The sequence below is a fragment of the Variovorax raffinosi genome, assembly GCF_051216615.1.
Lineage (GTDB): Bacteria > Pseudomonadota > Gammaproteobacteria > Burkholderiales > Burkholderiaceae_C > Variovorax.
In genome coordinates, this window is record NZ_JBPJZR010000020.1 from 91,603 (window position 1) to 114,340 (window position 22,738).

The 22,738-nt window shown below is 64.3% G+C and carries 27 protein-coding genes and 3 tRNA genes; 19 read left to right on the forward strand and 11 right to left on the reverse strand.

The window, feature by feature from the left end; all coding sequences use genetic code 11:
- The first annotated feature begins 68 nt into the window (after window positions 1-68).
- The 4 genes from ACSFB7_RS35700 to ACSFB7_RS35715 are packed head-to-tail and all read left to right on the forward strand — an operon-like array spanning window position 69 to window position 2,437.
- Window positions 69-563, forward strand: coding sequence for an aminoacyl-tRNA deacylase (locus ACSFB7_RS35700; RefSeq protein WP_435477064.1), 495 nt, complete (start codon window positions 69-71; stop codon window positions 561-563).
- Between the two features lie 8 nt (window positions 564-571).
- On the forward strand, window positions 572-1,381 hold the full coding sequence (locus tag ACSFB7_RS35705) for a DUF6348 family protein (RefSeq protein WP_435477065.1): 810 nt from the start codon (window positions 572-574) through the stop codon (window positions 1,379-1,381).
- 54 nt (window positions 1,382-1,435) lie between these two features.
- Window positions 1,436-2,071, forward strand: a complete 636-nt coding sequence (plsY, locus tag ACSFB7_RS35710) for a glycerol-3-phosphate 1-O-acyltransferase PlsY (RefSeq protein WP_435477066.1) — start codon at window positions 1,436-1,438, stop codon at window positions 2,069-2,071.
- A gap of 12 nt (window positions 2,072-2,083) precedes the next feature.
- Complete coding sequence (locus tag ACSFB7_RS35715; RefSeq protein WP_435477067.1) at window positions 2,084-2,437, forward strand: RidA family protein; 354 nt, start codon at window positions 2,084-2,086, stop codon at window positions 2,435-2,437.
- A gap of 10 nt (window positions 2,438-2,447) precedes the next feature.
- Here the strand turns inward: ACSFB7_RS35715 and ACSFB7_RS35720 are convergent, their stop codons facing one another.
- Together ACSFB7_RS35720 and ACSFB7_RS35725 are read right to left on the reverse strand one after the other, a co-directional pair.
- Window positions 2,448-3,092 (reverse strand): retropepsin-like aspartic protease family protein, encoded by a 645-nt coding sequence (locus ACSFB7_RS35720; RefSeq protein WP_435477068.1) that lies wholly within the window; start codon window positions 3,090-3,092, stop codon window positions 2,448-2,450.
- A 4-nt stretch (window positions 3,093-3,096) separates the two neighbouring features.
- Window positions 3,097-3,582 (reverse strand): YajQ family cyclic di-GMP-binding protein, encoded by a 486-nt coding sequence (locus tag ACSFB7_RS35725; RefSeq protein WP_435477070.1) that lies wholly within the window; start codon window positions 3,580-3,582, stop codon window positions 3,097-3,099.
- Between the two features lie 42 nt (window positions 3,583-3,624).
- On the opposite strand from ACSFB7_RS35725, the gene murB reads away from it, so the two are divergent.
- Window positions 3,625-4,677: a UDP-N-acetylmuramate dehydrogenase gene (murB, locus tag ACSFB7_RS35730; RefSeq protein ID WP_435477071.1), complete on the forward strand. Its 1,053-nt coding sequence runs from the start codon at window positions 3,625-3,627 to the stop codon at window positions 4,675-4,677.
- A 19-nt stretch (window positions 4,678-4,696) separates the two neighbouring features.
- Window positions 4,697-5,542 (forward strand): glycine-rich domain-containing protein, encoded by an 846-nt coding sequence (locus ACSFB7_RS35735; protein WP_435477072.1) that lies wholly within the window; start codon window positions 4,697-4,699, stop codon window positions 5,540-5,542.
- Between the two features lie 105 nt (window positions 5,543-5,647).
- On the opposite strand, the gene argG is transcribed toward ACSFB7_RS35735, so the two are convergent.
- From argG to ACSFB7_RS35755, 4 genes are all read right to left on the reverse strand, one after another.
- On the reverse strand, window positions 5,648-6,988 hold the full coding sequence (gene argG, locus ACSFB7_RS35740; protein WP_435477073.1) for an argininosuccinate synthase: 1,341 nt from the start codon (window positions 6,986-6,988) through the stop codon (window positions 5,648-5,650).
- Between the two features lie 13 nt (window positions 6,989-7,001).
- Window positions 7,002-7,328 carry a pyrimidine/purine nucleoside phosphorylase gene (gene ppnP, locus ACSFB7_RS35745; protein WP_435477074.1) on the reverse strand — a complete coding sequence of 109 codons (327 nt, stop codon included), beginning with the start codon at window positions 7,326-7,328 and terminating at the stop codon, window positions 7,002-7,004.
- 115 nt (window positions 7,329-7,443) lie between these two features.
- On the reverse strand, window positions 7,444-8,079 hold the full coding sequence (locus ACSFB7_RS35750; RefSeq protein WP_435477075.1) for a hypothetical protein: 636 nt from the start codon (window positions 8,077-8,079) through the stop codon (window positions 7,444-7,446).
- Between the two features lie 58 nt (window positions 8,080-8,137).
- Window positions 8,138-8,491 carry an ArsC family reductase gene (locus ACSFB7_RS35755; protein ID WP_124459253.1) on the reverse strand — a complete coding sequence of 118 codons (354 nt, stop codon included), beginning with the start codon at window positions 8,489-8,491 and terminating at the stop codon, window positions 8,138-8,140.
- A gap of 36 nt (window positions 8,492-8,527) precedes the next feature.
- Between ACSFB7_RS35755 and folC the strand changes: the two genes are divergently transcribed.
- The 10 genes from folC to ACSFB7_RS35805 all read left to right on the forward strand — a co-directional run bounded on the left by folC (window position 8,528) and on the right by ACSFB7_RS35805 (window position 16,109).
- Window positions 8,528-9,835, forward strand: a complete 1,308-nt coding sequence (gene folC / locus ACSFB7_RS35760; protein ID WP_435477076.1) for a bifunctional tetrahydrofolate synthase/dihydrofolate synthase — start codon at window positions 8,528-8,530, stop codon at window positions 9,833-9,835.
- Between the two features lie 60 nt (window positions 9,836-9,895).
- Window positions 9,896-10,777, forward strand: a complete 882-nt coding sequence (locus tag ACSFB7_RS35765) for an SPOR domain-containing protein (RefSeq protein ID WP_435477077.1) — start codon at window positions 9,896-9,898, stop codon at window positions 10,775-10,777.
- An 18-nt stretch (window positions 10,778-10,795) separates the two neighbouring features.
- Window positions 10,796-11,281 carry a CvpA family protein gene (locus tag ACSFB7_RS35770; protein WP_435477078.1) on the forward strand — a complete coding sequence of 162 codons (486 nt, stop codon included), beginning with the start codon at window positions 10,796-10,798 and terminating at the stop codon, window positions 11,279-11,281.
- Window positions 11,282-11,294: 13 nt separating this feature from the next.
- Window positions 11,295-12,797 carry an amidophosphoribosyltransferase gene (gene purF / locus ACSFB7_RS35775; protein ID WP_435477079.1) on the forward strand — a complete coding sequence of 501 codons (1,503 nt, stop codon included), beginning with the start codon at window positions 11,295-11,297 and terminating at the stop codon, window positions 12,795-12,797.
- Between the two features lie 8 nt (window positions 12,798-12,805).
- Window positions 12,806-14,026: an O-succinylhomoserine sulfhydrylase gene (locus tag ACSFB7_RS35780; RefSeq protein WP_435477080.1), complete on the forward strand. Its 1,221-nt coding sequence runs from the start codon at window positions 12,806-12,808 to the stop codon at window positions 14,024-14,026.
- A 10-nt stretch (window positions 14,027-14,036) separates the two neighbouring features.
- Window positions 14,037-15,425, forward strand: coding sequence for a glutamate--tRNA ligase (gltX, locus tag ACSFB7_RS35785; RefSeq protein WP_435477081.1), 1,389 nt, complete (start codon window positions 14,037-14,039; stop codon window positions 15,423-15,425).
- A gap of 35 nt (window positions 15,426-15,460) precedes the next feature.
- Window positions 15,461-15,536, forward strand: a tRNA-Ala gene (locus tag ACSFB7_RS35790).
- A gap of 54 nt (window positions 15,537-15,590) precedes the next feature.
- Window positions 15,591-15,666, forward strand: a tRNA-Glu gene (locus tag ACSFB7_RS35795).
- A 69-nt stretch (window positions 15,667-15,735) separates the two neighbouring features.
- Window positions 15,736-15,812 (forward strand) — tRNA-Asp (locus tag ACSFB7_RS35800).
- Window positions 15,813-15,875: 63 nt separating this feature from the next.
- Window positions 15,876-16,109: a hypothetical protein gene (locus ACSFB7_RS35805; protein WP_435477082.1), complete on the forward strand. Its 234-nt coding sequence runs from the start codon at window positions 15,876-15,878 to the stop codon at window positions 16,107-16,109.
- A 91-nt stretch (window positions 16,110-16,200) separates the two neighbouring features.
- Here the strand turns inward: ACSFB7_RS35805 and ACSFB7_RS35810 are convergent, their stop codons facing one another.
- Together ACSFB7_RS35810 and ACSFB7_RS35815 are read right to left on the reverse strand one after the other, a co-directional pair.
- On the reverse strand, window positions 16,201-16,368 hold the full coding sequence (locus ACSFB7_RS35810; protein WP_435477083.1) for a hypothetical protein: 168 nt from the start codon (window positions 16,366-16,368) through the stop codon (window positions 16,201-16,203).
- A gap of 160 nt (window positions 16,369-16,528) precedes the next feature.
- Window positions 16,529-17,593 (reverse strand): porin, encoded by a 1,065-nt coding sequence (locus ACSFB7_RS35815; RefSeq protein ID WP_435477084.1) that lies wholly within the window; start codon window positions 17,591-17,593, stop codon window positions 16,529-16,531.
- A 63-nt stretch (window positions 17,594-17,656) separates the two neighbouring features.
- Between ACSFB7_RS35815 and ACSFB7_RS35820 the strand changes: the two genes are divergently transcribed.
- Genes ACSFB7_RS35820 through ACSFB7_RS35830 form a run of 3 tightly spaced genes read left to right on the forward strand, consistent with a single transcriptional unit; the run spans window position 17,657 to window position 20,410 of the window.
- A complete protein-coding gene (locus tag ACSFB7_RS35820; RefSeq protein WP_435477085.1) occupies window positions 17,657-18,841 on the forward strand; it encodes a Bug family tripartite tricarboxylate transporter substrate binding protein in 1,185 nt (394 codons plus the stop codon).
- Window positions 18,842-18,894: 53 nt separating this feature from the next.
- Window positions 18,895-19,827: a fumarylacetoacetate hydrolase family protein gene (locus ACSFB7_RS35825; protein WP_435477092.1), complete on the forward strand. Its 933-nt coding sequence runs from the start codon at window positions 18,895-18,897 to the stop codon at window positions 19,825-19,827.
- Between the two features lie 40 nt (window positions 19,828-19,867).
- On the forward strand, window positions 19,868-20,410 hold the full coding sequence (locus ACSFB7_RS35830; RefSeq protein WP_435477086.1) for a VOC family protein: 543 nt from the start codon (window positions 19,868-19,870) through the stop codon (window positions 20,408-20,410).
- Window positions 20,411-20,468: 58 nt separating this feature from the next.
- On the opposite strand, the gene ACSFB7_RS35835 is transcribed toward ACSFB7_RS35830, so the two are convergent.
- From ACSFB7_RS35835 to ACSFB7_RS35845, 3 genes are all read right to left on the reverse strand, one after another.
- A complete protein-coding gene (locus ACSFB7_RS35835) occupies window positions 20,469-21,434 on the reverse strand; it encodes a 2-hydroxyacid dehydrogenase (protein ID WP_435477087.1) in 966 nt (321 codons plus the stop codon).
- Window positions 21,435-21,451: 17 nt separating this feature from the next.
- Complete coding sequence (locus ACSFB7_RS35840) at window positions 21,452-21,880, reverse strand: VOC family protein (protein WP_435477088.1); 429 nt, start codon at window positions 21,878-21,880, stop codon at window positions 21,452-21,454.
- A 276-nt stretch (window positions 21,881-22,156) separates the two neighbouring features.
- Window positions 22,157-22,738 (reverse strand): GntR family transcriptional regulator (locus ACSFB7_RS35845; RefSeq protein WP_435477089.1); only part of this gene is annotated, 582 nt, incomplete at its 5' end.

Below are 22,738 nucleotides of genomic sequence, written 5' to 3' on the forward strand. Positions count from 1 at the left end.
TTTAATGTAAAACGACCAAAGTTTATCGTAAAACAATAAGTAATTTCTGAAGACGGACTGCCAGCAAGATGGCCAAGAAAAGCACCCACACCTCCGAGACGCCTGCGACGCAACTGCTGCGTGCCCACAAGATCAGCTTCACCGAGCATCCCTACGAGTACATGGAGCACGGCGGCGCGCAGCGCGGCGCCGAGATGCTCGGGCTCGATCCGTTCACCGTCATCAAGACGCTGGTGATGCAGGACCAGGACGCCAAGCCGCTGATCGTGCTGATGCACGGCAACCGCACGGTGTCGACCAAGAACCTCGCGCGGCAGATCGGCGCGAAATCGGTCGAGCCCTGCAAGCCCGAAGTGGCGCAGCGCCACAGCGGCTACATGGTGGGCGGCACCTCACCGTTCGGCACGCGGCGCGAGATGCCGGTCTACATCGAATCGACCATCCTCGAGCTGCCGGGCATCGTGCTCAACGGCGGCCGGCGCGGCTACCTCATCGGCATCGATCCGCAGGTGTGCGTGACGCTGCTGGAGGCCAAGCCGGTGCAATGTGCGCTGGCAGAATAGCCGGCGCCATGAACCCATCGCCCTCCGATTTCTTTCCTTCGCGCATCGCCGGCAACCCGGGCCAGGGTGCGACGTTCGAGATCTCGTTTCGCAACGACGAGCGCACGTGGGCCGAAACCATCGACCTGACGGCGCTGCTGCTTGAAGCGCTTGCCGCGCGCGGCCATGTCGGCAAGCGGGAGCGCGAGGGCTGGATCGTGTTGCCCGACGGGCTCTGGCTGCTGCCGCAGATACTGAGCCTGTCGGTTCCCGCAGGCGGCCACGCGAGCAGTTCCACCACCATCGAGGTGGCGCACGAGCGGCTCCTGCCGAACGGCACTTTCGAGTTCCAGCATTCCAACGGCGGCACGGCGGGCGAGTCTCTCTCCAGCGGATTCGACCTGTGGGCCCAGGTGGACCTGGTCGTGTTCCAGGACGCCTTGCGCAGCCAGCTCGCCCATTGCACATCGATGGGCCTGAACTGGGCCGTCGAAGAGGGCGCGCGGAGCGGGCGCGAGCGGCGCGTGCTGTTCGGCCCGGTGGCGAGCCGTGCGATGCACGCGGCCACGGAAGACGAAGAGCATCCGTTCTGCCCCTGCTGCCTGTTCACCAACACCTGGGAAGCCTTCCAGCCACTGATCGAATCGGACGGTGTGTTCGGCTTGCGGCTCTACGCAGCACGCGATGCCCAGGGCGAAGTGCAGGCCGACTGCCGCGTCAACGGCGAAGACTGGCCGGCCGGCGCCGATGCCTTGCGCGCCTATGTGCGGCAGTGGCCCGATCGCGGGCTGGAGTTTCGCAAGCAGTACGTTGTGATCCAATCGCCGCCCGAGACCTGACGACGGCACGCCCTCGTCACCAAAGAAAAACAACCATCCCCGCGGAGCGCCGTCTTGAGCTTTCATTTGCCATCCCTCATCGCCATCGTGGCGTCGTACCTGATCGGCTCGCTGTCTTTTGCGGTCATCGTGAGCAAGTCGCTCGGCATGGCCGATCCGCGCAGCTACGGCAGCGGCAACCCCGGCGCCACCAACGTGCTGCGCTCGGGCAACAAGGGCGCGGCGCTGGCCACCTTGCTGCTCGATGCGCTCAAGGGCTGGCTGCCCGTGTTCCTGATCCATCAATTCGGCGCGCAGTGGGGCCTGGGCGAGGGTGTCGCCGCGCTGGCGGGCCTCGCGGCCTTCCTGGGCCATCTCTACCCGGTGTTCTTCGGCTTCCAGGGCGGCAAGGGCGTGGCCACGGCGGCCGGCGTGCTGGTCGGCATCGCACCGTGGCTGGGGCTGGCGACCGGCGTCACCTGGCTGATCATCGCGGTGTTCTTTCGCTATTCGTCGCTGTCGTCGCTGGTCGCGGCCTTCTTTGCACCGGCCTACTACCTGATCGGCGGCAACATTGCGTGGCCGCTCGACCGCACGGCGCTGATTGCGCTCATCATCATGAGCTTGCTGCTGATCTGGCGGCACCGCGAAAACATCCGCCGGCTCGCGGCCGGCACGGAGTCGAAACTCGGCTCGAAGAAAAAGGCTTGATTGAAGAACACCATGGCAAACATCACCCGCTTCCACGTCGGCCCGCGTCTGTCCGAGACGGCCGTGCACAACGGCACCATCTACCTTGCCGGGCAAGTGCCCGACGACACCACGCAGGACATCCGCGGCCAGACCGCGCAGGTGCTCGCCATGGTCGATCGCCTGCTGGCCGAGGCCGGCAGCGACAAGTCGCGCATTCTCATGACGCAGATCTTCCTGGCCGACATCAACGACATCACTGCCATGAACGAGGTGTGGGACGCGTGGATTCCGGCCGGCAACACGCCGCCGCGCGCCACGGTGCAGGCCAAGATGGCCAATGCGGCCTACAAGATCGAGATCGTGGTGACGGCCGCGCAGGCTTGACACCAGGGGTTCAATACCGCTTTTCGAGGACCATCTGGTCCGCGTCCCGGCGCATCGAGAAGCGGTTGATGAAGCTGTTGCCCAGCAGCACGTAGGGCATCGGCTCCTGCGACACGACAGCGTCGATGTCGTAGACCTCCACATCGCCCACGCGCACGGACTGCAGCCGCAGCCTGTAGCCCTGGGCCGTGCCGTTGGCGGTGCCTATCTGCACCGGCCGTCCCTTGCTGAAATCGAGCCCGATGCGCTGCGCATCGGCCGCCGACAGCGCGATCGACGTGGCGCCGGTGTCCAGCATGAACGTGACCGTGCGGCCGTTGATGGTGCCCGGCGTCATGAAGTGGCCGCGGCTGTCGGCCGACAGCACGATGCGGCTGCCGCCACTGGAGCCGCCGCCGTTGCCGCCGATGCTCACCGGCGTGTCCATGCGCAGCGTGGTGCGCTTGCCTTCCAGCTCGACCACCGCCTGCTCCGATTGCAGCGACACCAGCTTCACGCCCTGGAAGCTCTCGCCGACCGCCACGGTCTTGGGCGGCGCGCCGTTCACGATCAGGATCGCGCGGCTGCCGATGGTGCCGGTCAGCGTGACCGAGCCGGCGGCATTCGCCATCGCAACGGCGGTCAGAAGATGCGCTGCGATGACGATGGACTTCATGGAATCAGTCGCGGAAGTTGTTGAACGAGAGGGGCATGTCGGGCACGTCCTTCTTGATCAACGCCATCGCGGCCTGCAGGTCGTCGCGCTTGGCGCCGGTGATGCGCACCGCGTCGCCCTGGATCGCGGCCTGCACCTTGAGCTTGCTGTCCTTGATGATGCGGGTGATCTTCTTGGCCTGCTCGCTCTCGATGCCGCTCTTGACCTTGATGACCTGCTTGACCTTGTCGCCGCCCATCTTCTGGACGTCGCCCTTGTCGAGAAAGCGCACGTCGACGTTGCGCTTGGTGAGCTTGGCGCGAAGAATGTCTTCGACCTGCACGAGCTGGAACTCGGCGTCGCCGATCATGGTGATCTCTTTGTCCTTGAGATCGACGGCAGCGGCGGTGCCCTTGAAGTCGAAACGCGTCGCGATTTCCTTGGCGGTGTTTTCGACCGCATTTTTCACTTCGGGCAGATTGGGCTCGCAGACGGTATCGAATGACGGCATGGGCTCTCCTGGATGCACTGGGCTGAATGCGACAATTCTCCCATGATCGTGGAGTCCAACGTCCCTCTGCAGCCGTACAACAGCTTCGGCATCGTCGCGCGCGCGCAGCATCTGGCGCGCATCACCGACGAGGCCGACCTGGCCGCGCTGCGTGCCGATCCGCAGTGGCGCGACGCGCCCCGCTTCGTGCTGGGCGGCGGCAGCAACATCGTGCTCACCGGCGACGTCAAGCCGCTGGTATTGAAAATCGAAATCAAGGGCCTGCGGCTGGTGGAAGAAACCCCGCGCGCCTGGATCGTGGAGGCCGGCGCCGGCGAAATCTGGCACGACGCGGTCGAATGGATGGTGCGCAGCGGCTATCCGGGGCTGGAAAACCTGGCCCTCATTCCCGGCACGGTGGGCGGCTCGCCGGTGCAGAACATCGGCGCCTATGGGGTCGAGCTGCAAGACCGCTTCGATTCGCTCGACGCCTTCGACCTGGAAACGGGCCGCAGCTTCACGCTCGATGCCGCGCAATGCGCCTTCGGCTACCGCGACTCGGTGTTCAAGCATGTGCGCAGCGGGCCGAACGACTTCGGCCTGGCGGGCCGCGCGGTGATCACCCGGGTGCGCTTTCGCCTGCCCAAGCCGTGGAAGGCCGTGGTCGGCTACCTCGACCTGGAACGCAAGATGGAAGAGGCCGGCAACTTCACGCCGGATGCGCAGGACATCTTCGACTGGATCTGCGCCATCCGCCGCGCCAAGCTGCCCGACTGGCGCGTGCTGGGCAATGCCGGCAGCTTCTTCAAGAACCCGACGGTCACGCCGGAGCAGTGCGCCGACATCATTGCGCGCGACCCGAAGATCGTTCACTACCCGATGGACGACGGCAGCATCAAGCTGGCGGCCGGCTGGCTCATCGACGCCTGCGGCTGGAAGGGCAAGTCGGTGGGCAATGCCGGCGTGTACGAGCGGCAGGCGCTGGTGCTGGTCAATCGCGGCGGCTCCGCCAACCCGGTGACGGGCGGCGAAGTGATGACGCTGGCCAAGGCCATCCAGACCAGCGTGTACGAGCGCTTTGGCATCCGGCTGGAGCCGGAGCCGGTGGTCGTCTGACCCGCTGACCCGCCGGCGCATGGATCTCGACTTCCTGCCCCTGAATTTCCGGCGCCGCATTTGGGCGCTGGTGTGGGCCCGGCGTGCGGTGCCCTTCGTTGCGCTGGTGGCCGTGTTCCTGGGCTCGCACCGCTGGGGCGTGGTGGTGGCGCTGATCGTGGTGGCGGTGCTGTTCTCGGCGGTGCTCAAGTTCCTTGAAACCAGCCTGCGGCGCCAGTTCATCCGCGAGGCGCGCTTGCCCCCGTTCCTCATCGGCAAGCTGCGCGAGGCGCACCCGCAGCTCAGCCGGCGCGACGCTGAACTGGTGCTGCGCGGGCTGCGCCAGTTCTTCATGTCCCATCTGCGCAGCGATCGCAAGTTCGTCGCCATGCCCTCGAAGGTGGTCGACACGGCGTGGCACGAGTTCATCCTGCACACGCAGGGCTACCAGAGCTGGTGCAACGCGGCCTTCGGCGGCATGTTGCACCACAGCCCTGCCGAGGTGCTGGGGCGCGACCCCAAGCGCAACGACGGCCTGCGCCGCACCTGGTACTGGGCCTGCAAGGAAGAGAGCATCGATCCGCGCAACCCGGCGCGGCTGCCGCTGCTGTTTGCGCTGGACATCAAGTTCGCGATTGCCGGTGGCTTTCAGTACGTGCCCGATTGCCGGGCGGTCGAGCGGCACATCGGCTCGGATGCGCAGTGCGGCACCAGCTTCGGGGAGTCGTCATCGTCGGACGGTGGCAGCTCGGGAGATGCCAGCGGCTTCGGCGGCAGCGAATCGAGCAGCAGCAGCGGTGACGGCGGCTCCAGTGATGGCGGCGGCTCGTCCGGCGACAGCGGTGGTGGATGTGGAGGCGGCTGCGGCGGAGGTGGCGGGGACTGACTGACTGACGCCGTCGGTCATAAATCAAGCCACCAATAATGACAAACGGGCCCCGAGGGGCCCGTCGTCGTTTCTGCCCCGAAGGGCAGCGTGGCATTCAGCCGGTCAGCTCGCGTCGCCGTCGTTGGTCAGCTTCGGCAGCGATGCGCCTTCGCTCGCCGTCAGCAGGCCGGTGCGGGTGTAGATCGCCAGCTTTTCGCGCGTGTCGACGATGTCGAGGTTGCGCATCGTGAGCTGGCCGATGCGGTCCAGCGGCGTGAACGCGCCCTCGACCTTTTCCATGCTCAGGCGCTCTGGCTTGTACGTGAGGTTGGGCGACTCGGTGTTCAGGATCGAGTAGTCGTTGCCGCGGCGCAGCTCGACCGTCACTTCGCCGGTGATGGCGCGCGCCACCCAGCGTTGCGCCGTCTCGCGCAGCATGATCGCTTGCGGGTCGAACCAGCGGCCCTGGTACAGCAGGCGGCCGAGGCGGCGGCCGCTGTCGCGGTACTGCTCGATCGTGTCTTCGTTGTGGATGCCGGTCACGAGGCGCTCGTAGGCAATGAACAGCAGCGCAAGGCCCGGGGCTTCGTAGATGCCGCGGCTCTTGGCTTCGATGATGCGGTTCTCGATCTGGTCGCTCATGCCCAGGCCGTGGCGGCCGCCGATGCGGTTGGCTTCGAGGATCAGCTCGACCAGGCTCGGGAAGCTCTTGCCGTTCAGCGCGACCGGCACGCCTTCTTCGAAGCGCACCGACACAGTTTCGCGCTTGACCTCGACTTCGTCCTTCCAGAACGCGACGCCCATGATGGGCTGCACGATCTGCATGCCGCTGTTCAGGTGTTCGAGGTCTTTGGCTTCGTGCGTGGCGCCGAGCATGTTCGAGTCGGTCGAGTAGGCCTTCTCGGACGACATCTTGTAGGCGAAGCCGGCCTTCTGCATGAACTCCGACATTTCCTTGCGGCCGCCGAGTTCGTCGATGAAGACCTGGTCGAGCCAGGGCTTGTAGATCTTCAGTGCGGGGTTGGTGAGCAGGCCGTAGCGGTAGAAGCGCTCGATGTCGTTGCCCTTGTAGGTGCTGCCGTCGCCCCAGATGTTGACGTCGTCTTCCTTCATGGCCGACACGAGCATCGTGCCGGTCACCGCGCGGCCCAGCGGCGTGGTGTTGAAGTAGGTGACGCCCGCGGTGGTGACGTGGAAGGCGCCGGCCTGCAGTGCGGCGATGCCTTCGTTGGCGAGCTGCACGCGGCAGTCGATCAGGCGGGCGTTCTCGGCGCCGTAGAGCATCGCCTTGCGCGGAATCTCGTCGTAGTCGGGCTCGTCGGGCTGGCCGAGGTTGGCGGTGTAGGCGTAGGGAATGGCGCCCTTGTTGCGCATCCAATGGAGCGCCGCGCTGGTGTCCAGGCCGCCGGAAAAGGCAATGCCGACCTTCTGGCCGGCGGGAACGTTTTGGAGAATGGTCGACATGTCAGGTCCCGGTTCAGCCGAAATGGCAGATGTAGCTGTAGGGCTCGCCGGTCACCCGGATCTGGAAGCTCGAATTGCCCGGCACGTTGAACTTCTGGCCGGGGCCGGAGGCGACCCATTCGGTGGTGCCTGCGAGCAGGTATTCGCAGCTGCCGCCAGCGCCTTCCATGATTTCAGGGGCGCCGGTGTTGAAGGTGAGGGTCGACGGGAGAATCACGCCGACCGATTTTTTCGTGCCGTCCGCGAGCGTGAGGTTGTGGCTCACGCACTTGCCGTCGAAGTACACATTGGCCTTGGTGGCCACTGCGGCGCTGTTGATTGTGTCGGTAATCGTCGTCATTGGGTGGCGCCGGCGCCTGGGCGGTCGGCTGATCGAGGACGCACCGCACCGGCGGCGCACCCGTCAAGGGTTGGAAAAGTCCTCGATTTTAGGGGGTCGACGAACCCCCGCCCGCTCAGTGGTGCCAGCCGCCGCGGAAACCGCCGTAGCCGCGGTAGCCGTAGCCACCGCCGCGGTAATAGCCGCCGCCCCAGCCGCGCGAATAGCCCAAGTTCAGCGAAATGCCGACCGGCGGGTAGGCGGCATAGGGATAGCCGTAGCCGTACGCATAGCCGGGATCGACATAGACCGGCGCCGCATAGACGGGGGCCGGCTGCACATAGACAGGGGCCGGCTGCGCATAGACGGGAGGCGGGCCGCCTGCGCCGACCACCACGCCCGGTTCGGGCACCACGTTGTCCCAGGGCGAGCCGCCCGCCTGCTGGTACTGCTGGCCGTTGTTGGCTTCGACCGGGTAGCCCTGCATTTGCGATTGCGGCGCGACCGGCGAGGTGGTCACGCCATACGCGCTGGCCTGGACCGAGATGGTCGAGCCCGGCCGGGTGGCGGTGCGGGTGGTGTACTGGCGGCCGTTGTATTCGTAGGTGACGTTGTAGTTGACGTCGCTGCCGGTCGATTCGCGGATCGGCGTGGCCGAAATCACCCGGGCCTGGACGTACTGCGCCTGCTGGGCATGCACGAGGCCGGCTCCGCCCGCGAACGCGCCGGCCACGGAAAGGCCGGCAAGGGTGCGAAAAAGATGTTTGTTCATGGTGTATCTCTCCTGCGGATCCCGATTGGAGGCCGGGCAGCGAGGCGGGTTCCGGGGTTTACACGGCGTTGACAGCCCAGGCGTCGGCGTCGAATCCAGTCGTAACGCCGGTTTTGGCGCCCCAGTTGACCACCGGCCGCTTGATCAGGCTGGGGTTGGCCAGCAGCACGGGGCGGGCCGATGCCGCGTCGATCACCGCGTTGCGGGTGGCGTCGTCCAGCTTTCGCCAGGTGGTGCCCTTGCGGTTGACCAGGGCCTCCCAGCCGGGCTTCTTCAGCCATTGGTCGAGCTCGGCCTCGGGCACGCCCTGTTTCTTGAAATCGTGGAAGGTGTAGGCCACGCCATGTTCATCGAGCCAGGCGCGGGCGCGCTTGACGGTGTCGCAGTTCGGAATGCCGTATAGGGTTGTCATGCCCGCCATGATGCCCCGGCCGGCGGGTCGGCGACAATGCCGGCCTCCATGGAAACCCTTAACGACTGGCTCGCGCGCGCCGAGCACCTTCATCCCGACAAGATCGAGCTCGGGCTCGAACGCGCCAAAGAAATGGCGCAGCGCCTGGGCCTGCGTTTCGGCTGCCCCGTCATCACGGTGGCGGGCACCAATGGCAAGGGCTCGACCTGCGCGATGCTCGAGTCGATCCTGACGCACGCGGGCTACCGCACGGCCGTTTTCACCTCGCCGCACCTGGTGCGCTTCGAGGAGCGGCTGCGGCTCAAGGGCGAGTCGGTCGATGCTTCCAAACTGATAGCAAGTTTCGAAGTGGTGGAAAAGGCGCGTGGCGACATGGGCCTGACCTACTTCGAGTTCACCACGCTCGGCATCCTGCATTGCATGATCGAGGAAAAGCCCGACGTGGCGATCCTCGAAGTCGGCCTTGGCGGCCGGCTCGACGCGGTCAACATCATCGATGCCGACTGCGCGGTCATCACCAGTATCGACCTGGACCACATGGCATACCTCGGGCCCGACCGCGAGAGCATCGGCTTCGAGAAGGCCGGCATCCTGCGCGCCGGCAAGCCAGCCATCGTGAGCGACCCGATGCCGCCGCAAAGCGTGATCGACCACGCGAACGCCATCGGCGCCGACCTGTGGCGCTTCGGCACCGATTTCAACGTGTCGGGCGACAAGCAGCAGTGGGGCTGGTCGGGCCGCGGTCGGCGCTACAGCGGGCTGGCCTATCCGGCGCTGCGCGGCGCCAACCAGCTCATCAATGCAGCGGGCGTGCTCGCGGCGCTCGAGTCGCTGCGGCCACAGTTGCCGATCACGGCGCAGGCGGTGCGCAACGGGCTGGCAATGGTCGAGCTGCCGGGCCGCTTCCAGATCGTGCCGGGCGAGCCCACGCTGGTGCTCGACGTGGCGCACAACGCGCATGCCGTCGCCGCGCTGGCCGAGAACCTCGATGCGATGGGCTTCTATCCCACGACGCACGGCGTGTTCGGCGTGATGGCCGACAAGGACCTCGCGCCGATCCTGGCCCGCATCGGGCCGATGATCGACCGCTGGTACTTCACCGACCTGCCCACGCCGCGTGCCGCCAAGGCCGCCGATCTGCTGGCTGCCTGGCAGGCGCAGAACAAGCGCACCGACGCCTCGGGCAGCGTGCACGCAAGCCCGATGGACGCGTTGCGCGCAGCCATCGAGCACGCAGACCCCGCTGATAGAATCGTCGTCTTCGGATCGTTCTTCACAGTGGGTGGCGTGCTCGAAAACGGCACTCCCCGGCTGCAAGCCAAACACCTGCTGCCGGGCGGTTGATCGCCGGGCTGTCCACACCTCTGGCATCACCTCGCTGCACTCCTTCAGGGATCGAACTTCATGGCGTTTTTCAAGTTCCGCACGCGCGGCCCGCAAGGCAACGAAGGACGTGGCGCCCCGGCCGCAGTTCCCGCGGAAAGTGTCGAAACCATGCGTCGTCGTGCGCGCCACCGGCTGCTCGGCGCAGCAGTGCTGGTGCTGCTGGGCGTGATCGGGTTTCCGCTGCTGTTCGATACCCAGCCGCGTCCTGTGTCGGTCGACATTCCGATCGAGATTCCCGATCGCAACAAGGTCAAGCCGCTGCCGGTGCCCGCCACGCCGGCACCTGCCGTGAGCACCGCACCTGCCGCGCCCGACAACGGCTCGCGCGTTGCAGCCGCATCGTCGGCCGGCGGCATGATCACCGAGACCGCTGACGGCACCGTGATCGATTCCGGCAAGCCGGTGGCCAGCACCTCGCCGGTGGCACCGCCCGTCGAGCGCAAGCCAGACCCCAAGCCTGAACCGAAGCCCGAGCCCAAACCGGAGCCGAAGCCCGAGCACAAGCCGGAACCCAAACCCGAACCCAAGCCCAAGCCGGAACCCAAGCCCGCAACGCCCAAGCCGGCCGCCGTGGACGACGGTGCCCGCGCCCGCGCGCTGCTCGAAGGCAAACCGATCGCCGCGGCCGTGCCCGCAACGCCCAAGCCAGCCGCTGCCGCCGATGAAGGTGCAGGTCGCTTCGTGGTCCAGGTCGGCGCGTTCGCCGATGCCGACAAGGCGCGCGAAGTGCGCCAGAAGCTCGAGAAGGCCGGCCTGAAGACTTATGTGAACGTGGCGAAGACGGCCGATGGCGAGCGCACGCGTGTGCGTGTCGGCCCGTTCGGTTCACGCGCCGAGGCGGACAAGGCCGCCGAGCGCGTCAAGGGCTTGTCTTTGTCGGCCGCGATCCTCACCTTGTAATCGCCACTGCCTGCTGCCGTGGCCTTGCTTGACTGGATCGCCGTCGCGCTCATTGGGGTGTCGATGCTGTTCGGCTTGGTGCGCGGACTGGTGTTCGAGGTGATTTCCCTGATCGGCTGGGTGGCCGCCTTCATCGCCGCCCAGTGGCTGGCTTCCGGTGTGGCGGCGTGGCTGCCGTTCGGCGAACACGACGCCACGTGGCGCTATCCGCTGGCCTTCGTGCTGGTGTTCGTGGGGGTGGCGTTCGGCGTGGGCCTGGTGGCCTCGCTCACGCGCAAGCTGATTACCGTGGTGGGGCTGCGGCCCGTAGACCGGATTTTGGGAGCAGCGTTCGGTGCAGCGCGGGGTGCGGTGGCCCTGCTCGTGCTGGCGGTCGTTGTTCATTTGCTGGTGTTGAGCGACAGTGCCTGGTGGCATGAGTCGCGCAGCGCCATTGTTCTCGATGCGGCATTGCAGGGCCTGAAACCCGCACTGCCCGAAAAGTTGGCAAGCTACCTGCCCTGAGAGGAATCGTTTCATGTGTGGAATCGTCGGCGTTGTCAGCAGCGCACCCGTCAACCAGTTGCTCTATGACGCACTGCTGCTCCTGCAGCATCGCGGCCAGGACGCGGCCGGCATCGTGACCTTGCTCGAACGCAAGTTCTTCATGCACAAGGCCAAGGGCATGGTGCGCGACGTGTTCCGCACCCGCAACATGCGCGCGCTGCCGGGCAACGTGGGCCTGGGCCAGGTGCGCTACCCGACTGCGGGCAACGCGTACAGCGAAGAAGAGGCGCAGCCCTTCTACGTGAACGCGCCTTTCGGCATCGTGCTCGTGCACAACGGCAACCTGACCAACGCGCACGCACTGCGCGCGGAGCTGTTCTCCACCGATCACCGCCACACCAACACCGAGAGCGACTCCGAAGTGCTGCTCAACGTGCTGGCGCACGAACTGGAGCGCTCGTCGCGCGGCGTGCCGCTGCATCCGGCCGAAGTGTTCGCCGCGGTCAAGAACATGCACAAGCGCCTGCGCGGCTCGTACGCCGTGGTCGCGCTGATCGCAGGCCACGGCCTGCTCGCCTTCCGCGACCCCTACGGCATTCGTCCGCTGTCCATGGGCCGCAGCGCCGACGGCACGGTAATGGTTGCCAGCGAGTCGGTCGCGCTCGAAGGCTCGGGCCATGTGTTCGAACGCAACATCGATCCGGGTGAAGCGGTGTTCGTCGACCTGGAAGGCAAGGTCCACTCGATGCAGTGCGCCGAGTCGCCCACGCTCAACCCCTGCATCTTCGAATTCGTCTACCTGGCTCGGCCCGACTCGGTGCTCGACGGCATCTCGGTCTACCAGGCACGCCTGAACCTGGGCGAAACGCTGGCCAAGCGCGTGGTCTCGACCGTGCCACCGAACCAGATCGACGTGATCATCCCGATCCCCGAATCGAGCCGCCCGAGCGCCACGCAACTCGCGCATCTGCTGGGCGTGCCGTACCGAGAAGGCTTCGTGAAGAACCGCTACGTCGGCCGCACTTTCATCATGCCGGGGCAGGGCGTTCGCAAGAAGTCGGTGCGCCAGAAGCTCAACGTGATCGCGAGCGAGTTCAAGGGCCGCAACGTGCTGCTGGTCGACGACTCGATCGTGCGTGGCACCACCAGTCGCGAGATCGTGCAGATGGCACGCGACGCCGGCGCCCGCAAGGTCTACCTGGCCAGTGCCGCGCCGCCGGTGCGCTACCCCAACGTCTACGGCATCGACATGCCGACCAAGGACGAACTGGTGGCGCACGACCGCACCATCGAGGAAATCCGCGAACTGATCGGCTGCGACGCTCTGATCTATCAGGACGTCGACGCGATGAAGCGCGCCATCGGCTCGCTCAATCCCAAGCTCAACGGCTTCGATGCTTCGTGCTTCGACGGCGTGTACGTGACGGGCGACATCGACACCGATGCCATCTCGCGCATGAACGGCAACCGTCCCCGCGTCGAAGAGACCGAAGAAGATTCCTCGCGCCTTGCGCTCCCCAACCCGAGTGAGTGAGAGCTGAATTGAACGACGAACGAACCCTGCCGCCCGGACTGCACCGCGACACGCTTGCGCTGCGCACGGGGCTCGCGCCGAGCCAGCACGGCGAGCACTCCGAAGCGCTCTTCCTCACGAGCGGCTTCGTGCAGCCTGATGCTGAGACCGCCGCGCGCCGCTTTGCCGGCACCGAAGCGGGCTTCACCTACTCGCGCACCTCCAACCCCACGGTCGCAAGCTTCGAGCAGCGCCTTGCGGCGCTCGAAGGCACGGAAGCGGCCATCGGTGCCTCTACCGGCATGGGCGCGATCCTCATGATGTGCATGGGCCTGCTCAAGGCCGGTGACCATGTGATCTGCTCACGCTCGGTGTTCGGCTCCACGCTGAACCTGTTCGGCAAGGAGTTCGCCAAGTTCGGCGTGGAAACCACCTTCGTCTCGCAGACCGATGTGGCGGAATGGCGCGCGGCCCTCAAGCCCAACACCAAGCTGCTGTTTGCAGAAACGCCGACCAATCCGCTGACCGACGTGTGCGACATCCAGGCGCTGGCCGATCTGGCGCATGGTGTTGGCGCACTGCTGGCGGTCGACAACTGCTTCTGCACGCCTGCACTGCAGCGCCCGACCGAACTCGGCGCCGACCTCGTCATTCATTCCGGTACCAAGTACCTCGATGGCCAAGGCCGCGTGATGGCTGGCGCGATCTGCGGTCCGTCGAAGCTCATCGTCGACGTGTTCGGCCCGGTGGTTCGCACCGCCGGAATGGCGCTGTCGCCGTTCAACGCATGGGTCGTGCTCAAGGGCATGGAAACACTGGGCATCCGCATGCAGGCGCAAAGCGCGAATGCATTGGCCGTTGCGCAATGGCTCGAAAAGCAGCCCGGCATTGCCCGCGTGTACTACCCAGGCCTTGCGTCGCATCCGCAGCACGAACTGGCCATGCGCCAGCAATCGGGGCAGGGCGGGGCGGTCGTGTCCTTCGACGTGGTCGGCGACACGCCGGAAGCGGCGCGCGCCAATGCCTTCCACGTGATCAACAGCACGCGCGTGGTGAGCATCGCCACCAATCTGGGCGACACCAAGACCATCATCACGCACCCCGGCACGACGTCGCACGGGCGCCTGACCGAGGTGCAGCGACAGGCTGCCGGCATCGGCCAGGGCCTGATCCGTCTCGCGGTCGGCCTCGAGTACATCGACGACATCACGGCCGACCTGCAGCGCGGCCTGAGCACACTGAATTCCTGAATCGATTTTCATGACCGGCAAAGTTCGCACCCGCATCGCACCGTCTCCCACCGGCTTTCTTCACCTGGGCACGGCCCGCACGGCGCTCTATTCGTGGGCCTATGCGCGTCACCATGGTGGCGAGTTCGTCCTGCGCATCGAAGACACCGACGTGGCCCGCTCCACGCAAGACTCGACCGACCAGATCCTCGCCTCGATGCACTGGCTCGGCCTCGACTACGACGAGGGCCCGATCTACCAGATGCAGCGCCTGGAGCGCTACCGCGAAGTCATCGCGCAGATGCTCGCGGCCGGCACGGCCTATCACTGCTACTGCACGCCGGCCGAGCTTGAAGAGATGCGAGAAGCGCAACGCGCGCGCAACGAGAAAACGCTGTACGACCGTCGCTGGCGTCCGGAGCCGGGCAAGGTGCTGCCGCCCGTGCCCGAAGGCGTGCCGCCGGTGGTGCGCTTTTGCAATCCGCCCGAAGGCGACGTGACGTGGAACGACCTCGTCAAGGGCGAGATCACCATCAACAACCGCGAGATCGACGACCTCATCATCCTGCGGCCCGACGGTGTGCCCACCTACAACTTCGCGGTGGTGGTCGACGACTGGGACATGAACATCACGCACGTGTTCCGCGGTGACGAGCACATCAACAACACGCCGTGGCAGATCAACATCTTCCGCGCACTGGGCGCACCGCTGCCTGCGTTCGGCCATGTGCCCGTGATTCTTGGAGACGATGGACAGAAGCTTTCCAAGCGCCGCGGTGCAGTGAGCGTGACGGCGTATGAAGAGAACGGCTACCTGCCTGAAGCAATGCTGAATTACCTCGCGCGCCTTGGCTGGAGCCACGGCGACGATGAGCTGTTCACGCGCGAACAGATGGTTAGTTGGTTCGACGGTTCGCACTTGTCGAAGAGCCCGGCGCAGTGGGATGCGGCGAAGCTGGCGTGGGTCAACGCGCAATACATCAAGGCAAAGACCGGCGATGAACTCGCGCCTCTTGTTGCAGCGCAGTTGCAAAAGCGCGGCATCATCGCCGACGAAAGACTGCCGGCGATTTGCGCGCTGTTCAAGGACCGTTGCGAGACCACGGTGGCACTCGCCGACTGGGCCGCAGCGTTCTATGCAGACATCGAAGTGAGCGAAGCCGATCGCGCGCAGCACATCACCGATGCAGTGAAGCCTGCGATCGCAACGCTCGCAGAAAAATTGATGACGGTGACCTGGGATCGACCCTCAATCGCAGTTATCATCAAGGAAGTGCTCGCGACACACACGCTGAAAATGCCAGTGTTAGCGATGCCAGTACGAGTGCTTGTGATGGGAACATCGCAGACACCGTCCCTCGATTCAGTCCTCGAAATTTTTTCCCGCGAAAAAGTTATCGAACGATTGAAAAAGGCCTGAAATTTCGGGCTATAATTTGAGGCTCGACACCCACAGGGGGTATAGCTCAGCTGGGAGAGCGCTTGCATGGCATGCAAGAGGTCATCGGTTCGATCCCGTTTACCTCCACCATCAAAGTGTCGAGAAGAGAAGAAGTGCTGATCGCAGCACGGTTCCTAAGGTTTTGACCCTATCGTCTAGAGGCCTAGGACACCACCCTTTCACGGTGGCTACCGGGGTTCGAATCCCCGTAGGGTCGCCAGTTTCACGCAAGTGAAGCAGGCACAAGTCGTCAGCACTTGGCTCCGCAAGGAGTGAACGTTGTCTACCAGGAGTGGTAGTTCAGTTGGTTAGAATACCGGCCTGTCACGCCGGGGGTCGCGGGTTCGAGTCCCGTCCACTCCGCCAGTCAGAAACCCTTGCAGCTCAATGAGTTGCAAGGGTTTTTCACTTTCTGGCGGGCCAAAATTCATGGCAGCCACTTTGCTCGGATTCCAGACTTTGGAGTCCGTCTCAAGAGTGGGTCTGAAGTCCGCTAACCTGCTGCGTATGGGCGAGTTTCTTTCCTTCTGGTTGACGCGAATTGCTGGAGCAGTCTTCGAGTACAGGCTGCTGAAGAGCGACGACCAAGGATTCAGGGTTGGCCTCATTGCTGCCGGTCTCGTCATCGTTGGCTGCTTGATCGCGATGTCGATCTACGCGTAAGCACCTGAGCACCATTCCCAAGCCGCCCTGAGCAATCACGGCGGCTTTTTCTTTTTGGGTTGATGGTTGTCAGACCTGCCCATGAGTTCGGTCAGTTGCCTACGAGCGGCAGCTTCTTGCTGTACCTGGTGTGATTGATCTGCACCGCTCTTCGCTTCATGGCAGCGGCAAGGGCAGCTCTTGCCTCGAAGTCGGGCTCGGTGATCGTCAGCGTGTCGTCTGCATTGATGCGCGCTGTCGCGAATGCACCGATCAGCATCTAGGTGGCGTCCGCTTCCGGATGTACGAAAGCGATCGCCTCCTGGCAAGCCGGCCTTCGGACCTCAAAAAAATGAGGCTCTCACCGGAATCCGCATCAGCCTTGGCGCCACGCGCGTTGCCTGATGCGAAAGGTCTTACCGGGAGCGCCTGCCAACGCGCTAGAACGCGTGGCGAATTCCGAATTCGATCCCCTTGGAAGTACCACCTGGACCATTCAGATCATTCGCGTTCAGTCCGAAGCTGGACACAGCGAAATCCGACGAACCCTTGTTGGTCACGCGAGCATAGGTGCCGTAGATCTGGGTGCGCTTCGACAGATTGTGGCCATAGCCGATGGCCAGCTTGCGATAGTCGTTCGGGCTCTTCTTGCGGTCGTAGCTGCTGTAGGCCGCGCGCAGTTCACCTACGCCGACAGGCACAGTCACCCCGAGCAACCAGCCCAGTTGCTTGGTGACGACCGGCCCGGAAAGCGCCTTCTCGTGGGCCACCGCAAATGACAGCCTGGCTACGCCGAAGTCGTACGAAGCTCCCAGGTTGGTGGCCGTCAAGCCGCCGCTGGCTGCATCGGCGCCCGTCGAATACTTGCCGCTGGACACCGATACATTCACCTTGCCCTTGGCGTAGCCCAGGCGCAACCCGTTGTAGTTGCCTGCCTTGGATTTGACGGTCGACGCGTTCTCTCCGAAGGCGTGTTGAAACTGCCCATAGAAGCCACCGAGATTGGCCGGAAGAAAGTAGCTGACGGCATTGCTGTTTCGAAGAAACTTTCCCCCGTTGATGCCGCCCGGTGCATTTGCCAGCTGTGCATCCAGTTCATTTCCGCCCACGCCGTTGCCGCCCCAAGGGTCGAACAGCGTCGTGTTCCAGAACGTCGGCGTGAAATCGCGTCCGATGCGGATCTCTCCGAATTTCCCGGACAGGCTGACGGTCGAGCGTCGCGCGAAGTTGTACGCAGAGGTTTGATCGGCGCCCATGCCGACGTCGTTGTGGAGCTGCCCCTCCAGGTGAAAGCTGGCGGCCAGTCCTCCTCCCAGATCCTCCGTGCCGCGAAAGCCCAGGCGACTGTAGCTCTGGCCGCTGTTGGTCAGCCCGGTCCTGTGTCCGTTGCTTCCGGATATGCGGGCAACGCCGACGTCGACGACGCCGAACACTGCCACTGAAGACTGGGCCATCGTCAGGCCTGGTGGGCTCAGCACCGCGAGGGCAAGCATGGTTTTCTTCATTTTTGTGTCTCCAAATAGTGATTGGTATACCTAACTGACAATAAAAATACCAAGCGCAATGTATTGGATTCAGAAATCCGTCGCAAGCGGTTTTTCGATCAATCGTGGAAACGGCTCTCAGGCTTGGAGGACCGTGATGTGCTGTGTCAGAGGTGGCCGGAAGAGAGTGTTCGGTGCGTCGAAAGAGGCACCCGTATCGGGGGAAACACCTATCGGACGGAAAATCTTGTCATTTTTGGTATTTTAAAATGTACATTAGGTATACCAAATATCGAGAGAAGACAAATGCACATGTTTCGTCGAGTCGTCGGTCTTGCCATTGCGGCGATCTCCCTGAGCGCGGGTGCTCAGACCTGGCCCCAGCGACCGGTCACCATCGTGGTGCCGTACGGCGCTGGGGGTAACACGGACCTGATCGCGCGAATGGCAGCAGTACACCTGGCCGATGCCCTGGGCAAGCCGGTCGTGGTCGACAACCGCCCCGGGGCTGCGGGCCTGATCGCCGCCCTATTCGTCGCGGCGGCCGCGCCTGATGGCTACACCCTGTTCATGGGCACGGCCTCGCAGCTGGTCACCGCGCCCTACATCAATACGAACATCGCGTTCGACCCGATCAAGAGCTTCGAGCCGATCGTGAACATCGGTGCCAATGCCTTCGTCATTGCGGTGCGCTCCCAACTGCCGGTCAGCACGCTGCCCGAACTGGTGAGCTACGCGTCAAAGCGAGAAAACAAGCTCTCGTACGGCAGCGGCGGCATCGGCGGAATGACCCATCTGGCCAGCTACCTGTTCACGCGCAGCGCCGGCGTCGAGATGCTCCACGTGCCCTACAAGGGCGGGTCTGCCGTCATCGGCGATCTGCTGGGCGGACAGATCGACATGTACTCGGCCAGCCCTTCGGAAATCATTCCGCAGGCGAAGGGCGGCAAGGTGAAATTGATTGCGATCTCCAGCGCGAAGCGGCTCAAGGATCTGCCCGATGTTCCGACGATCGCGGAGACCTATCCCGGCCATGAAGTCTTGTCCTGGAATGGTCTGCTGGCACCCGCAGGCACGCCACCGGCGATCCTCGACCGGATCGCGAAGGAGGTCGTCAAGATGAAGGGCGACGCCAGCGTGCAGAAAAAGCTGGAAGACGCCGGCATCACGCCGCTCTACATCGAACGCCAGGCATTCAGTGCCGAGATCAAGAAAGAGTCCGCCATGTGGGCGCCGGTGCTGAAGAGTTCTGGCATCAGGCTGGACTGATCGGCAGGCGGCTTCGCGGATCACCCACTCAATCAGAACGAAGGAAAGAAGACATGAATTGGTTTGGTATTGCGACCTACGAGAGCGCTGACCACAAGCGCCGCACAGGCCTGGTGGTCGACGGCAAGGTCTATGACGCGAACGAGGCGCTCGAATCCGCGGCCCAGAGTGTCCGGATTCCAGAGGGCGGCCTTGCGGGACTGCTCTCGGAATGGGCGACGCTCAATGAGCCGGTGCTCGGTGCCTTCAGCGCAGCGGCAGCGGCAATTCAAAAGAACGGGGCGAAGGCGCAGACCGGCGCACTGGGCGTGCCATATCAACCGGCCCGGATCTTTGCGACGGCATCGAATTTCTACGAGCATGCGGCAGAGATGGGCACCAAGCTCGCTGCGCGCAGCGAGAGTTCGCCCTACATCTTCATGAAGGCCGAAACGAGCGTCACCCCCACGAGGACGGCCGTTGTCATGCCGCCGAACACCGAGCGCCTGGACTGGGAGGTCGAGCTGGCCGTTGTCATTGGGCAGGGCGGTCGCCACATTCCAGTGGAGCGCGCGCACGAACACATCGCCGGGTACATGGTGATCAACGACATCAGCGCGCGCGATCTGAATCGGCGCACCGACTACCCCTTCTCCCACGACTGGTTCCGCGGCAAGAGCTTCGACACCTTCGCGCCGCTGGGCCCCTGGTTTGTTCCTCGCGACTGCATCGGCGATCCGCAAAAGCTGCGCATGCGCCTGACGGTCAATGGCGAAACGATGCAGGATGCCAGCGCTGAAGGAATGATCTTCAACATCGCCGAGCAGATCGCATACCTCTCGGGCATCGTGACGCTGCGCGGCGGCGATCTGATCGCGACCGGCACGCCAACCGGCGTGGGCATGGGACGCGGCGTCTACCTGAAGCCGGGCGATGTGATGGTGGCATCCATCGACCAGATCGGGTCCATCGAGAACCACGTCGTGATGCAGGACGCCACTCGATGAGCGGCGTCATTCCCCTTCGCAAAACTTCAAGGAGACTTCCATGGAAACGTTGAAGCCGAAGCGTCTTGGGCACATGGTTCTCATGGTCCGGGACATTCAGAAGTCCTGCAGGTTCTACACGGAGGTCCTGGGCCTTCAGGTGTCGGACTGGATCGGCGACAAGATGGTCTTCCTGCGCGCGGGCACGGACCATCACGACCTGGCGCTCGCGGAGCTGCCAGCGGATTCGCCCGACCGGGACGATCTGCCGAAGTACTCGCGCCCCGGCCTGGAGCACTTCTCTTACCTGGTCGAGAGCGAGGAAGAAATCGAGCGCTCTGTGCGGGTGCTGCAGCAGCACGGCATCGAGATCGTTCGTGGCATCGGCCGACACGGCCCGGGCAACAACCTGTTCCTCGTGTTCAAGGATCCGGACGGCAACAACGTCGAGGTCTACTGCGAGATGACCCAGATACCGCAGGACGGCAGCCACAAGGCACAGGTCTGGGAGCGGAACCTGGAGTCGTTCGACCAGCACAGGCTCGAGCGTTTTGTCGTCCCGCCGCCGCCACATCTGCTGGCTTCCAAGACGCAAAAAACGTAGGGCTTGCGAGAAAAGAAAAAAGGAGACGGTGTCGCGAGGCACCGTCTCCTTCCTGCTTTCAGGCCTGCGCCGCGAGGCGCGCGGCACCGCCCGTCAGTTGCGAAGCCAGCGGGCGTCCTGCGAACCACGCGTCGAGATTGGCCATCAGCGCATCTCTCTGCGCGAGCTGCGCCGCAGGCGAGCGGCCTGCGATGTGCGGCGTGATCAGGACGTTGTCCAGGCCGATGAGTTCCGCCGGCACCACGGGTTCTGTTTCGAGAACGTCCAACCCCGCACCCGCGATGGCCTTGGCCTGCAGTGCCGCCACCAGGTCGTCGGTGCACACGACCGAGCCTCGCGCCACGTTGACGACATAGCCCTCATGCCCGAGAGCGTCCAGAACCTGCCTGTTGACGATGTGGTGCGTCGAAGCGCCACCCGGGCAGGCCGCCACGAGAAAGTCGCTCTGCCGTGCCAGATCGATCAACACGGGAACGTGCACGCCGTGCACGTCCGGCTTGGGGCTGCGATCGAAATACAGAACCTGCATGTCGAATGCGGCCGCGCGCCGGGCGATGGCGCGCCCGACCCTGCCCATGCCGATGATGCCCACCGTGCCGCCATTCAGCGTGGGCCGGACCCCGCGTGACATGGCCCATCCGCCGCTGTCGACGGCCTTCGTGAGAGGTGCATAGCCACGGCTGAGCGCCAGCATGAAGCCCATCGCATGATCGGCGACCGTGTCGCCGTTCGTGTCCGGGGCATTGGCCACGACGATGCCGCTTTCGCTGGCGGCGACCAGGTCGATGTTTTCATGGCCGACGCCGAACGAACAAACCACCTGCAGGGCCGTGAGTTGCGCCATGCTGGCGCGGGACAGGCCGGTCGTTCCGTTGGTGACCACGGCACAGACGCCGTGTCTTGCTGCCTCGCTGATGGTGGCTTCGTCGGGGCCGCCCGGGCAGTAGTGAAGAACATACCCGGACGACAGGGCGTCGCGGGTCTCCTGCGGCAGCGGGATGAGGGCCAGAACATGGCGAACCATTGCCTCTTGCCCTCGCGCTAGGCAACAGGTGCCGATGGCGGCATGACGGCTGCGACTTCCTTCGTTGCACCCTTCCAGCCGGACTCGGTGATGTCGAAGACGATGCCGTCCGGCGTGCGGTACTTGACCTCGTAGAACACATTGGGGTCGGTCTCCTTGCGGCCGGTGAGATAGGTGCCCCCGGCTGCTTTCACGCGCGCCTCGGCGGCCTCGAGGTTGTCGACCCACATGCCGAAGTGGATGACGCCGCGCACGTCCTTCAGGCCGGCGTAGCCGGGGACGGTCTCGTCCTTGAAGTTCAAAAGGGCCACGTTCATGACCCCGTCGGTCATGTACCAGCCGCGCATGGCTCGCCCCGCGCGGGTCATGCCGAACGCCTGCTCGAAAAACTGCGCCGCCTGCTCGGGGTCGCTGACTGAAAGGGCGATGTGCCTCAACTTTTCCATGTCGGGATTCCTCTCTAAAGACATTTGGAACGTCGGGATGTTACATCGTTGTTGGTGTTTGGTATACCAAAACTGAGATTGGTGTTTTATGAGCGACTGTATCGTGTACCGGGGGCGCGCAAAAGGACGCCTCTGCGCGAGCTGGCGCGAATCGAGCTGGGGGAGAGGAGGCCGAGCGACGGCGCGTTGTGCCGCTGGCTGCAGGAAGAGAAGAAGATGCAGAGGGCCACCGAGTGAGGCCCTCGAGGCGCGGCTTTGGCCGCCGCGCCTGAAAGGTTACGCGGAAGCGGTTTTTTTCCTGGACTTGGCGGCCGTTGTCGCCCGTCCACTGCCTGGCGCCTTCGCCTTCTTCGTACTGGCCGCGGCCGTCTTCGTGCGTCGCGGTTCGGGTGTCGATTCCTGGAGCTCGGATGCAGCCGCTTCCGAGGCCTGGCGCAAGGCGCGCAGAGCAGCATTGCCCAGGTGGGCGTTGTGCCCGCGCATGGCCAGGTAGGCGGCTTCGCCGTTGCCCGCCACGATGGCAGCCACGATCGCATCATGCGAGGCATGCGAGGTGACCAACCTGTCGTTCTCGGCGGGGTGGTACTGCCGATAGGGGCTCAGACGTTCGCGGATGTCTCCCACCATCTGGGCCAGCACCTTGTTGTGGGAGCCTTCAAGAATCAGGCGATGGAACTCGCGATTGGCTTCGAGATAACCATCGAGGTCTTCATTGCCGACGAACTCCTTGGCACGCTGGTGAACATACTCCAGCTCGGTCTTCTCCATGGTCGTCATCGACTCGGCGGCAAGCCGGGCGCACAGCGCTTCCAGTTCGCAATCTGCATGAAGGATCTCCGACAGTTCCTTGACGCCGAT